Below are 13,060 nucleotides of genomic sequence, written 5' to 3'. Positions count from 1 at the left end.
AGCCCCTTATGGCTGCTGCCAGAGAATGACAGCCGCCGTTACCAACAAGTTGACGAGCGTCAGCGGCAGGCACACTTTCCAGCCGAAGGACATTACCTGGTCATAACGCGGACGCGGTAACGCTGCGCGAATCAAAATGAACATCATCATGAAGAACGCGGTTTTCAGCGCGAACCAGATGAACGGCGGTAAGAACGGGCCATGCCAGCCACCGAAGAACAGCGTTACCATCAACGCCGAAATGGTGACGATACCGATGTACTCGCCCACGAAGAACAGACCGAACTTCATACCGGAATATTCAATGTGGTAACCGTCGGCCAGTTCCTGTTCGGCTTCTGGCTGGTCAAACGGGTGACGGTGACACACCGCCACGCCCGCGATGGCAAAGGTAATAAACCCAAAGAACTGCGGGATAACGTTCCAGATGTCGGCCTGGTTGTTGACGATGTCGGTCATGTTAAATGAACCGGCCTGCGCCACCACGCCCATCAGGGAGAGACCCAGGAACACTTCGTAGCTCAGCGTCTGCGCGGAAGCACGCATCGCACCCAGCAGCGAGTATTTGTTGTTACTGGACCAGCCTGCGAACAGCACCGCGTAAACCGCGAGGCCTGCCATCATCAGGAAGAACAGAATGCCGATGTTCAGGTCAGCGACCACCCAGGTCGGGCTGACCGGAACGATAGCAAACGCCAGCAGCAGCGAGGTGAAGGCGATCATCGGCGCCAGCGTAAAGATCACGCGGTCCGAGAAGCGCGGAACCCAGTCCTCTTTAAAGAACATCTTGATCATGTCCGCGACCAGCTGGAGTGAACCACCCCAGCCCACGCGGTTCGGTCCGTAACGGTTCTGGAACAGACCGAGCAGACGACGTTCACCAAAGCTCATGAACGCGCCGCAGGTGACGACCACCAGCAGAATCACAACCGCTTTCAGAATGCTCAGCAGGATGTCGATAAGATCCGGCGTTAACCAACTCATGCTTTTGCCTCCTGAAGGTTATCAAGATGCGCACCCGCCAGGACCGGCGCGATGCCAGGCATACCCATCGGCAGACCCACCTGCCCTGCTGACAGGCGTTCAGAAATAATCAGCGGCAGGCTGATCGTCTGGCCGTCGTAGCTAAAGGCAATGTTCGCACCCGCGTTAACGCCAAGCTTCGCGGCATCCGCCGGGTTGAGCTTGATGTACGGCTGCGGCATACGCTGCTGGAATACCGGAGAACGCTGGGACATTTCGTCGCTACCGAACAGATGGTAGTACGGTGCAATGCGCCAGTGACCTTCCTGCGCCTGGAAGCTCGCCGGAACGGTGGTGAAGAAGTCCAGACCGGTTTCGGAGGCTTCAATCAGACGCACGCCCGGATCGCCGTGGCGCAGGTGACCGCCCACTTCAGCCTGGAATTTGTTCCATGCCTGCGGGGAGTTCCAGCCCGGTGCCCATGCAAACGGGATTTGCGAACGCGGCGCAGACGGCTGGTTGTTCCCTTCCATCGAGAAGGCGAACATGGTGTCTTTATCCTGCGGCTGACGCGGTTCGTGCACGCTGATGTTGGCGCGCATCGCGGTACGACCGCTGTAGCGGTGCGGCTCACGCGCCAGTTTCTGGCCGCGAATGCGGAAGCTTGCATCCGGCGCGGCATCTTTAATACCCGCCAGCTGAGGCAGTTTCTCAACAACCGCGTCGATAACGTGGTCGAGCTGCGTCCAGTCAACTTCACGGCTCTGCACGGTGCTGTGCAGAGAGTGCAGCCAGCGCCAGCTTTCCAGCATCACGGTGTTGCTGTCGTAGTAGGCCGGGTCATAAACCTGGAAGAAACGCTGTGCGCGGCCTTCGTTGTTGATCACCGTCCCGTCGCTTTCTGCGAAGCTTGCCGCAGAGAGTACGAGATGCGCTTTGTCCATGATCGCGGTGCGCTGATGGTCGATAACCATCACCAGCGGCGCTCTGGAGAGCGCGGCGTCAACGCGAGCGGCAGAAGCGTGGCGATGCAGGTCATTTTCCAGCACCACAACGGCGTCAGCGGCACCGGATTCCAGTTCGCTTAACGCGTCTTCCAGCGAGCCGCCGCCAATCATACCCAGACCGATGCTGTTCACCGCACGGGCAATCATGGTCACACCAACGTCAGCGCCGCGGCCCTTCAGGGCTTTGGCAACGTTCGCTGCGGCCTGAATGATTTCAGCGCTACCGGCGTTGGTACCGGAAATAATCAGCGGTTTCTTCGCCCCCGCCAGCGCCTGAACAATCACGTCGACCTTGTTTTGCAGATCGCGATCCAGTTCAACGGCCGGCGAGTTGCTGTCCAGCGCGTGGGCAATGGCAAATCCGAGGCGCGCCTGATCTTCAACCGGCGCGCAGTAGGTCCACGCTGCGATATCGTCCAGACGGGTGTTGTCGACGTTAGTCACAAACAGAGGATGCTTCGCGCGCTGACCGATGTTGAGAATGGCCGCAATCTGCCAGTCAGCCACTTTCTGCGCCGCTGCCATTTCACGTGCTTTGCCTTTCACCGCCTGACGAACCGCCAGGGCCGCGCGTGCGCCGGTCTGCGTCAGGTCTTCACCCAGCACCAGAACCGCATCATAAGATTCGATTTCGCGCAGCGCAGGCGTGTGAATGCCGCCTTCACGCAGCACTTTCAGCACCAGCTGGAGACGTTCCTGCTCGCCCTGGGCGATACCGGTGTAGAAGTTTTCCGCCCCAACCAGCTCGCGCAGCGCGAAGTTGCTTTCGATGCTGGCGCGCGGGGAGCCAATGCCGATCACTTTCTTCGACTGACGCAGAATATCTGCCGCGCCCTGCATCGCCTGCTCAGCGTTGAGGGTAATGACGTCATCGCCACGGCGCTGAACCGGCTGACGCGGACGGTCTTTCAGGTTCACATAGCCATAGCCGAAACGACCGCGGTCGCAGAGGAAGTAGTGGTTAACGGTACCGTTGTAACGGTTTTCGATACGACGCAGTTCGCCGTAACGTTCACCCGGGCTGGTGTTACAGCCGAGGGAGCACTGCTGGCAGATGCTTGGCGCAAACTGCATGTCCCATTTACGGTTGTAACGTTCAGAGTGGGTTTTATCCGTGAATACGCCGGTCGGACAGATTTCTACCAGGTTACCGGAGAATTCGCTTTCAAGGGTACCGTCTTCCGGACGACCGAAGTAGACGTTGTCATGCGCGCCATATACGCCCAGATCCTGACCGTCTGCATAATCTTTGTAGTAACGCACGCAGCGGTAGCAGGCGATGCAGCGGTTCATTTCGTGAGAGATGAACGGCCCCAGATCCTGGTTACGGTGGGTACGCTTGGTAAAGCGATAGCGACGGAAGCTGTGACCGGTCATGACGGTCATATCCTGAAGGTGGCAGTTACCGCCCTCCTCACACACCGGACAGTCGTGCGGGTGGTTGGTCATCAACCACTCCACCACGCTTTCACGGAACTGTTTGGCTTCTTCGTCATCAATCGAAATAAAGGTGCCTTCGGCGGCTGGCGTCATACAGGACATCACCAGGCGACCACGCGTGTCTTCCGCGTTTTGATATTGCTTCACCGCACACTGGCGGCAAGCACCGACGCTGCCCAGCGCCGGATGCCAGCAAAAGTACGGAATATCGAGGCCAAGAGACAGACAAGCTTCCAGCAGGTTGTCCGCCCCGTTGACTTCGTATTCTTTGCCGTCTACATGAATCGTAGCCATTAGCATGCTTCCAGTTGGCTCGGCCGAAACCGAGCGTTAATCAAAATTCTGTTTTTACCAGCGCGCTTTCAGCAGGTTCGGCTGAATACCATTGATCGAATGGGTATTGCTGAACGGCTGCTTGATGCCTGCTTCGAATTCGTCGCGGAAATATTTAATCGCGCTTTGCAGCGGCTCGACGGCGCCCGGTGCGTGGGCACAGAAGGTTTTACCCGGTCCTAAGAATCGACACAGTTGCTCAAGTGTCTCGATATCGCCAGGCTGGCCTTCGCCACGTTCGATAGCACGCAGGATCTTCACGCTCCACGGCAGACCATCACGGCACGGTGTGCACCAGCCGCAGGACTCGCGGGCGAAGAACTCTTCCAGGTTACGCACCAGGGATACCATGCCGATCTCGTGGTCGACGGCCATCGCCAGCGCGGTACCCAGACGGCTACCTGCTTTACCAATGCTTTCGAACTCCATTGGCAGGTCAAGGTGGGCTTCGGTCAGGAAGTCCGTCCCTGCCCCACCCGGCTGCCAGGCTTTGAATTTCAGGCCATCGCGCATGCCGCCGGCGTAGTCTTCAAGAATTTCGCGGGCGGTGGTACCGAACGGCAGTTCCCAGACGCCAGGATTTTTCACGCGGCCGGAGAAGCCCATCAGCTTGGTACCGGCATCTTTACTTGAGGAGATGCCCTGATACCACTCCACGCCGTTGGCGAGGATAGCCGGAACGTTACACAGGGTTTCGACGTTGTTCACACAGGTCGGTTTACCCCACACGCCGGAGCTTGCCGGGAACGGCGGCTTGGAACGCGGGTTCGCACGGCGGCCTTCCAGGGAGTTAATCAGCGCGGTCTCTTCACCGCAGATATAACGCCCTGCACCGGTGTGCACGAACAGCTCGAAGTCAAACCCGGTGCCGAGAATGTTTTTGCCAAGCAGGCCCGCTTCGGTCGCTTCGGCAATCGCGCGACGCAGGTTTTCCGCCGCTTCGATGTACTCACCGCGCAGGAAGATGTAACCACGGTATGCTTTCAGCGCGAACGCGGAGATCAACATGCCTTCCACCAGCAGGTGCGGCAGTTGCTCCATCAGCAGACGGTCTTTATAAGTACCCGGCTCCATTTCATCCGCGTTACACAGCAGGTAACGGATGTTCATGGATTCATCTTTCGGCATCAGGCTCCACTTCAGACCGGTGGAGAAGCCCGCACCACCGCGGCCTTTCAGGCCAGACTCTTTCACCGCGTTAACGATGTCGTCCGGCGCCATGCCGCCAAGGGCTTTACGCGCACCGGCATAGCCGTTTTTGCTCTGATATTCGTCGAGCCATACCGGCTGTTTGTCATCACGCAGACGCCAGGTCAGCGGATGCGTCTCAGCAGTACGAATTACAGTTTTCATTTGTACTGCTCCAGCAGGTCAGGAATCGCTTCCGGCGTCAGATGGCTGTGAGTGTCCTCATCAATCATCATGGTCGGCCCCTTGTCGCAGTTACCCAGGCAGCAGGTTGGCAGCAGAGTAAAACGTCCGTCGAACGTGGTCTGGCCAGGCTTAATATTGAGTTTCTTCTCAATCGCAGCCTGAATGCCCTGATAACCGGTGATGTGGCAGACCACGCTGTCACAGTAGCGGATCACATGGCGGCCTACCGGCTGACGGAAGATCTGGCTGTAGAACGTGGCTACGCCTTCTACGTCACTTGCCGGAATGCCCAGCACTTCTGCGATCGCATAGATCGCCCCATCCGGCACCCAACCACGCTGTTTCTGTACGATTTTCAGCGCTTCAATGGACGCCGCACGCGGGTCTTCGTAGTGGTGCATCTCGTGCTCAATGGCGGCACGCTCTGCTTCACTCAGCTCAAAAGCCTCGGTTTGTGGTTGTTGATTCTCGTGCATAATTAGCGGTCCACATCTGACATAACAAAATCGATACTACCCAGATACACAATCAGGTCGGAGACCAGACTGCCGCGAATGGCGGCCGGGATCTGCTGCAAGTGCGCGAAGCTTGGCGTACGCACGCGGGTGCGGTAGCTCATGGTGCTGCCGTCGCTGGTGAGGTAGTAGCTGTTGATACCCTTGGTCGCTTCAATCATCTGGAAGGATTCCTGTGCCGGCATGACCGGGCCCCAGGAAACTTGCAGGAAGTGGGTGATCAGGGTCTCGATATGTTGCAGCGTGCGCTCTTTCGGTGGCGGCGTCGTCAGCGGGTGATCCGCCTTGAACGGGCCTTCCGGCATGTTGTTGAGGCACTGCTCAAGGATGCGCAGGCTCTGGCGCAGCTCTTCCACTTTCAGCATCACGCGGGTGTAGCAGTCGGAAACACCGCCGCCAACCGGGACTTCAAAGTCGAAGTTCTCGTAACCAGAGTAAGGACGCGCTTTACGCACGTCGAAATCAATCCCGGTCGCACGCAGGCCAGCACCGGTAGTCCCCCACTCCAGCGCTTCTTTCGCGCCGTAGGCAGCAACGCCCTGGGAACGGCCTTTCAGGATGGAGTTACGCAGCGCAGCTTTCTCGTAAGACGCCAGACGTTTCGGCATCCAGTCGAGGAATTCACGCAGCAGACGGTCCCAACCGCGCGGCAGATCGTGCGCCACACCACCGATGCGGAACCAGGCTGGGTGCATACGGAAACCGGTAATCGCTTCTACCAGATCGTAGATTTTCTGACGGTCGGTAAAGGCGAAGAAGACCGGCGTCATCGCGCCGACGTCCTGAATGAACGTGGAGATGTACAGCAGGTGGCTGTTAATACGGAACAGTTCAGACAGCATTACGCGAATCACGTTAACGCGATCCGGGACGGTGATGCCTGCCAGTTTCTCAACGGCCAGCACGTATGGCATTTCGTTCACGCAGCCGCCGAGGTATTCGATACGGTCGGTATACGGAATGTAGCTGTGCCAGGACTGACGCTCGCCCATCTTCTCGGCACCACGGTGGTGGTAGCCGATGTCAGGCACGCAGTCGACAATCTCTTCGCCGTCAAGCTGAAGGATAATACGGAAAGCACCGTGCGCAGACGGGTGGTTCGGACCGAGGTTGAGGAACATGAAGTCCTCGTTTTCGGTGCCGCGCTTCATGCCCCAGTCTTCCGGCTTGAAGGTCAGCGCTTCCATCTCCAGATCCTGCTTGGCTTTGGTTAGCTCAAACGGGTCGAATTCGGTGGCGCGTGCCGGGTAGTCTTTACGCAGCGGGTGGCCGGTCCAGGTCTGCGGCATCATGATGCGCGTCAGATGCGGGTGGCCGTCGAAGGTCATGCCGAACATTTCCCAGGTTTCACGCTCGTACCAGTTGGCGTTCGGGAAAAGTTTGGTGATCGTCGGCAGATGCATGTCGTTTTCAGACAATGCCACCTTGAGCATGATATCCGTGTTGCGGTCTATTGAGATCAGGTGGTAGAAAACGGAAAAATCCGCGGCAGGGAGACCCTGGCGGTGCGTTCTCAGACGTTCGTCCATGCCGTGTAAGTCAAACAGCATGACGTAAGGTTTTGGCAATTTCTTGAGGAAATCGACAACTTCCAGTAATTGCTCACGCTTCACCCAAACAACGGGTACCCCGGTGCGGGTGGCCTGAACAGTAAAGGCATCCGGCCCAAAACGGTTGCGCAGTTCGCCAATGACCGGGTCATCGAGATGATCCCGAGTCTGCCAGGCGGCTTCTTGCGCGGTTAAGTCGGTCATATTGTTCACCATTGCAAATGGTCCGTGGTGACTGTTAAGCCTGGCTTCGCGCTATTTGAGTAGTGATATGCGAAGGTGTTCTCCAGGCCCACAGGCGCAAATTAAATTTCGTCAGGCGTACGCAGGTTGGTGACGGCAATACGTTCACCACGTTTACGCTCGCGCTCAGACTGCATGTTCGCGCGATAGACACCCTGATCGCCAACAACCCATGAAAGCGGGCGGCGTTCTTTACCAATTGACTCCTGGAGCAGCATCAGCGCCTGCATATAGGCCTCTGGACGCGGCGGGCAACCCGGGATGTACACATCCACCGGAATGAACTTATCAACGCCCTGCACAACGGAATAAATGTCGTACATACCGCCGGAGTTTGCACATGCGCCCATGGAGATAACCCATTTTGGCTCCAGCATCTGGTCATAAAGACGCTGAATAACCGGTGCCATCTTGGTAAAGCAGGTCCCTGCCACCACCATCAGGTCAGCCTGACGCGGAGAAGCACGCAGTACCTCGGCCCCAAAACGCGCAACGTCATGCACCGCAGTGAATGACGTCACCATTTCAACGTAGCAGCAAGAAAGGCCAAAGTTGTATGGCCAGATGGAGTTCTTACGACCCCAGTTGACCATGTCGTGCATGGCATGTTCGAGCTTGCCCATGTACACGCTTTTGTTGACTTCTTGCTCCAGGGGGTCGGTTACGATCTCCTGTTTTTGCAGGGGGTAACGGTCATTCTCACCGTTAGGATCTATGCGGGTGAGCGTATAATCCATCTTATTGCCTCGCTGTTACTGCTGACGATTAGAGATACTGTTTTCCGGGTTGATGTGTTCACGGCGTGAACGCACAGGTGTCCAGTCCAGCGCGCCAATACGCACCAGATAAACCAGACCGGCCAGTAACACTAAAATGAAAATTGCGGCCTCGACAAAGCCCACCCAACCACTTTCGCGAATGGAGGTAGACCACGCGAAGAGGTAAAGCGCTTCCACGTCAAAAATGACGAAGAACATGGCTACCAGGTAAAACTTGGCAGACAGGCGTAAGCGAGCGGTACCTACTGAATCAATACCTGATTCGAAAGGTGTGTTTTTGTGCCTTGCGCGGGCGCGACCGCCCAGGAACCAGCCGCCGACTAACATCAGGCAGCACAGGCCAATGGCTACAATAAGAAAGATTGCGAATGCCCAGTGATGAGCGATGACTTCTGTGGATGTTGACATACTCATTGCTTACTCATCAAAAGTGATACCGACGACACTGCTCTTGCTGGCAGATGGGCATCACATCGATTCATGGGGAGGAACAAAATAACCTTACACTAACTGTCAGAAATGAGACATAGACAGCAAAATGATGGGGTTTTTTACTCCTTTCTATAACCTTTTGTCAACTTTAACAAAGGTTTCTTCACATTAAATTACAACGTGCGATTCTCATTAACATTTGGTGCCCTTTAACCCTGGTGGGTACATGACTTTCCGTCAAATGCATCTTGTTGAATCGTGTCCGTTTTGGAAGTAAAAAAAATAACCCTCCTATTTTGACAGGATTTGCCAACGATTCCTCCCCCCAAATGGGAGTATTTTCTTGATCTGAGACACGCTTTTGTTAATTCAATCAAAAAAAACAGCAACATATTTCCTGTTTTTTTAACATCGGTGGGGTATGAGGTAAGTTAGAACAGGTCTTGTTTACATCTTAATCAAAAGCATTTTCTGCATTGATAAATAAGCGGTATTTGCTTTATCCCTGCTCCGCACGCGGTTATGAATAGCAAAAAAAACCACTCGCAGGAAAAAATCATGCGAGTGGCTCTTTTTTGCACTTACATTTTGTTACGAGAATTTTGAGGGAATGATCACTCAAAATCCCCTTCCACAATCAGGGAGTCATCCCCTCCTTCGGGAGTAACAGCCGCGTACTGCCATGGATTGTGGTAGTTTTCCATTGCCTCGAATACCACTTTTGCCAGCTCGTTGGTGCTGGCGGCGTTATGGCACAGCAGGTACTCCGTATCCGGCAACGACGGGAGTCCCTCGGATTGACCCAGCACACGCAGATCGGGGCTCATCATTTCCACCGGACGGGCCGTTACGCCAAGCCCAGCCTTCACCGCCGCTCGCACTGCGGGCAAGGTTGACGCCACGTACGCCAGGCGCCATGGAATACTGGCTTCGTTGAGTGCTGCCAGCACCATATCGCGGAACGGACTGGGATCATCCAGCAGGACCAGGGGTATCGGCTCACCTTTCTGCAATACATACTCCGCGGCACAGTACCAGTGCGTTGGAGAAGTACGCAGCGTCAGGCTGTCAAACTGGCCAGGTCGATGCGTGGTGACCACCAGGTCAACCTCGTTTTCTGTCAGCATCTCAACCATGAAGGCATTGCGTTTAACGCTAACGTCCAGGGCAAGCTTCGGATAAACCGAGCTAATTCGGTTGAGAAGGAAGGGTAAAATGGTATCTGCTGATTCATCTGACGCCCCTAATGTTAACACTCCCTGAAGGTTGCTAAACATTAATGACATACAGGCTTCATCATTAAAGCGCAGTATCTTTCTGGCATAACCCAGAAGCTGAATACCATGTTCTGTTAAAAGCTTATTACGCCCATGACGCGCAAAAAGCTCTTTACCAACCAGTTGTTCCAGCCGCTGCATTTGCTGACTCACGGCGGACTGGGTACGGCAAACGGCGGCAGCAGCTGCTGCAAAAGTGTTGAGATCGGCGACCGCAACAAACGTTCTCAGCAGATCGAGGTCGAGATTCATTATCGGACGATTTGCATTTATCATATCTTTTCACTTTCAGGTTGCTCGTGCGGAGCTGCCCGGGTTGAAGCTGTGTGTAACAGTTAAGCAATTCCTTCTGAAGAGTTTCCCTCGCATCCCGGCCCGGCAGACTGCCTGACAGATAGTTATTGTACTGCGGTATATCACCAGTCAGAAATCACGTTTCATGACGTTATTTTTATTCTCTTGCGTCCAGGATATTTCTTTGTTTGCAGGTCGATGTAAATACCATAAAGAGTAAGACATGTTTTCTGCCATCTATATCGCAGCGTTGCCAGCGTAGCAAGATGTGACTTACCCAATCAGCCAGAGATAACTTTAACAATAACAATCGATTAATACAGAAAAGCAGAAGCCGATATACGTAACAGGCCTATCGCTATGCTGCATTCCCGAAACACATCTTAACCCAAATCCACTATATTTATAAGTCTTATTGCAATATTAAGGAGTTACCGCCAATGATAAGCAACTACACTCTTTTTATTAAAATTAACGAAAGTTGCATTTTCGTCGTTAATAATAAATAAAGTTTAATTTAGATTCAGGCCATTCATTAATAACCCTTAACATTAATTTCACATGAGTAACTTTTAGCCTGGCTTTGCTAATATGGCAATCGGTATCTCAGCATTCAGGTTTTACGAATGATCACTCAGGGGACTAATGCATCAGCCCGAATCGTCTTTTTATTTACACCAGAATAAAATTCCTAGTTACATGCAATTTTTAGCATAAAAAACCCATTAATAACCTTTATTACGATAAATTCAGGCACAAAATCACTCCCTCGTTAGAGTAAGCGATCACAGCGACATTCCCCGGTGGAACGAAATCTTCTTCTGTGCGCCCTTCAAAACGAAGCGCGGGGGGAGTACATTGTTCTGTGCACACTTCCACGGCAGGAAGTTGCAATAATAGCGAAAAGGTTAAAGGTTCATGTCCCCTATCGAAAAATCCAGCAAGCTCGACAACGTCTGTTACGACATCCGTGGCCCGGTACTCAAAGAGGCAAAACGCCTTGAAGAGGAAGGCAATAAGGTTCTGAAACTCAACATCGGCAACCCCGCGCCATTTGGTTTTGAAGCGCCGGATGAGATCCTGGTGGATGTGATCCGTAACCTGCCCACTGCACAAGGCTACTGCGATTCAAAAGGGCTTTACTCCGCCCGTAAAGCCATCATGCAGCACTATCAGGCTCGCGGTATGCGCGACGTCACCGTTGAAGATATCTACATTGGCAACGGTGTCTCGGAGCTGATCGTTCAGGCGATGCAGGCGCTCCTGAACAGCGGCGATGAAATGCTGGTTCCTGCCCCAGATTATCCGCTGTGGACGGCTGCGGTGTCCCTGTCCAGCGGTAAAGCGGTGCACTACCTGTGCGACGAATCCTCTGACTGGTTCCCGGATCTGGATGATATTCGCGCCAAAATTACCCCGCGCACCCGGGGTATCGTGATCATTAACCCGAATAACCCGACGGGCGCGGTCTATTCAAAAGAGCTGCTGATGGAGATCGTCGAGATCGCCCGCCAGCACAACCTGATCATCTTTGCCGACGAGATTTACGACAAGATCCTGTACGACGCGGCGCAGCACCACTCTATCGCCGCGCTAGCACCCGATCTGCTAACGGTCACCTTTAACGGACTGTCTAAAACTTACCGCGTTGCCGGTTTCCGTCAGGGCTGGATGGTACTGAACGGTCCGAAAAAACATGCGAAAGGCTACATTGAAGGGCTGGAGATGCTGGCATCCATGCGTCTGTGCGCCAACGTACCGGCGCAACATGCGATCCAGACAGCACTCGGCGGCTATCAAAGCATCAGCGAGTTTATCGTCCCAGGCGGCCGCCTGTATGAACAGCGCAACCGTGCATGGGAATTGATTAATGATATTCCGGGCGTCTCCTGCGTGAAGCCTAACGGCGCGCTGTACATGTTCCCGAAAATCGACGCGAAGCGCTTTAATATTCACGACGACCAGAAAATGGTGCTCGACTTCCTGTTGCAGGAAAAAGTGCTGCTGGTTCAGGGTACGGCGTTTAACTGGCCGTGGCCGGATCACGTGCGTATCGTCACCCTGCCGCGCGAAGACGATCTCGAAATGGCCATCAGCCGCTTCGGGCGCTTCCTCTCCGGGTACCATCAGTAGCGCTGACTATCCGCCGGGTAGCACTGCGCTTACCCGGCCTGCAACATCCGCAAATTTGCATCTTCCCTCCCCTCCCCGCACAATGAAGTCTGTCGCAGTGAAGACATAAGGTAACCTATGAGTCAGAGTCATTTCTTTGCCCACCTCTCCCGCCTGAAACTCATCAACCGCTGGCCGCTGATGCGCAACGTGCGCACTGAAAATGTGTCTGAGCACAGTTTACAGGTTGCCATGGTCGCGCACGCGCTGGCCGCGATTAAAAACCGCAAATTCAACGGGCAGGTGAATGCCGAACGTATCGCCCTGCTGGCGATGTACCACGATGCATCGGAAGTGCTGACCGGGGATCTGCCTACGCCGGTGAAATATTTCAACTCGCAGATTGCCCAGGAATATAAAGCTATTGAGAAGATTGCCCAGCAGAAGCTGATCGACATGGTGCCTGAAGAGCTGCGCGATATCTTCGGGCCGCTCATCGACGAGCATCAGTATACGGAAGAGGAGAAATCCCTGGTTAAGCAGGCCGATGCGCTGTGCGCCTACCTGAAGTGTCTGGAAGAGCTGTCCGCCGGGAATAACGAATTTTTACTGGCAAAAACGCGTCTGGAAAAAACGCTGGAATCTCGTCGCAGCGAAGAGATGGACTACTTTATGCGCGTGTTTGTGCCGAGCTTCCATTTGTCACTGGATGAGATTAGCCAGGATTCGCCGCTGTAGTTT

Annotated in this window: 10 protein-coding genes; 2 read left to right on the top strand and 8 right to left on the bottom strand. The window is 54.4% G+C overall.

The genetic code is table 11. The annotated features are described in order from the left end of the window. Positions 1–6: 6 nt before the first annotated feature. The 8 genes from nuoH to lrhA all read right to left on the bottom strand — a co-directional run bounded on the left by nuoH (position 7) and on the right by lrhA (position 10,189). On the bottom strand, positions 7–984 hold the full coding sequence (nuoH, locus tag ACOTXD_RS04265; protein WP_003861490.1) for an NADH-quinone oxidoreductase subunit NuoH: 978 nt from the start codon (positions 982–984) through the stop codon (positions 7–9). Then, the gene (gene nuoG / locus ACOTXD_RS04260; protein WP_003861488.1) at positions 981–3,704 is read right to left on the bottom strand and encodes an NADH-quinone oxidoreductase subunit NuoG; all 2,724 of its coding nucleotides are present in this window, start codon (positions 3,702–3,704) and stop codon (positions 981–983) included. Before nuoG ends, nuoH begins: the two co-directional genes overlap by 4 nt. 54 nt (positions 3,705–3,758) lie before the next feature. After that, positions 3,759–5,096: an NADH-quinone oxidoreductase subunit NuoF gene (nuoF, locus tag ACOTXD_RS04255; protein WP_003861487.1), complete on the bottom strand. Its 1,338-nt coding sequence runs from the start codon at positions 5,094–5,096 to the stop codon at positions 3,759–3,761. Then, positions 5,093–5,593, bottom strand: a complete 501-nt coding sequence (nuoE, locus tag ACOTXD_RS04250) for an NADH-quinone oxidoreductase subunit NuoE (RefSeq protein WP_003861486.1) — start codon at positions 5,591–5,593, stop codon at positions 5,093–5,095. Before nuoE ends, nuoF begins: the two co-directional genes overlap by 4 nt. A gap of 2 nt (positions 5,594–5,595) precedes the next feature. After that, positions 5,596–7,398, bottom strand: coding sequence for an NADH-quinone oxidoreductase subunit C/D (nuoC, locus tag ACOTXD_RS04245; protein ID WP_003861484.1), 1,803 nt, complete (start codon positions 7,396–7,398; stop codon positions 5,596–5,598). Positions 7,399–7,487: 89 nt separating this feature from the next. After that, a complete protein-coding gene (nuoB, locus tag ACOTXD_RS04240; RefSeq protein ID WP_003861482.1) occupies positions 7,488–8,162 on the bottom strand; it encodes an NADH-quinone oxidoreductase subunit NuoB in 675 nt (224 codons plus the stop codon). A 15-nt stretch (positions 8,163–8,177) separates the two neighbouring features. Then, on the bottom strand, positions 8,178–8,618 hold the full coding sequence (nuoA, locus tag ACOTXD_RS04235; RefSeq protein ID WP_003861475.1) for an NADH-quinone oxidoreductase subunit NuoA: 441 nt from the start codon (positions 8,616–8,618) through the stop codon (positions 8,178–8,180). 632 nt (positions 8,619–9,250) lie between these two features. After that, entirely contained in the window at positions 9,251–10,189 is a 939-nt protein-coding gene (lrhA, locus tag ACOTXD_RS04230; RefSeq protein WP_126501125.1) for a transcriptional regulator LrhA, read from the bottom strand. 936 nt (positions 10,190–11,125) lie between these two features. On the opposite strand from lrhA, the gene alaA reads away from it, so the two are divergent. Both alaA and yfbR read left to right on the top strand, forming a co-directional pair. Then, a complete protein-coding gene (gene alaA / locus ACOTXD_RS04225) occupies positions 11,126–12,340 on the top strand; it encodes an alanine transaminase AlaA (RefSeq protein ID WP_003861471.1) in 1,215 nt (404 codons plus the stop codon). A 117-nt stretch (positions 12,341–12,457) separates the two neighbouring features. Next, positions 12,458–13,057 carry a 5'-deoxynucleotidase gene (gene yfbR, locus ACOTXD_RS04220; RefSeq protein WP_003861468.1) on the top strand — a complete coding sequence of 200 codons (600 nt, stop codon included), beginning with the start codon at positions 12,458–12,460 and terminating at the stop codon, positions 13,055–13,057. Positions 13,058–13,060: the final 3 nt, after the last annotated feature.

It is taken from the genome of Enterobacter cloacae complex sp. CDL013 (genome assembly GCF_049238805.1).
GTDB lineage: Bacteria > Pseudomonadota > Gammaproteobacteria > Enterobacterales > Enterobacteriaceae > Enterobacter > Enterobacter hormaechei_C.
The sequence above is the reverse complement of the archived record's forward strand: the minus strand, read 5'-3'. Positions and strand labels throughout refer to the sequence as shown.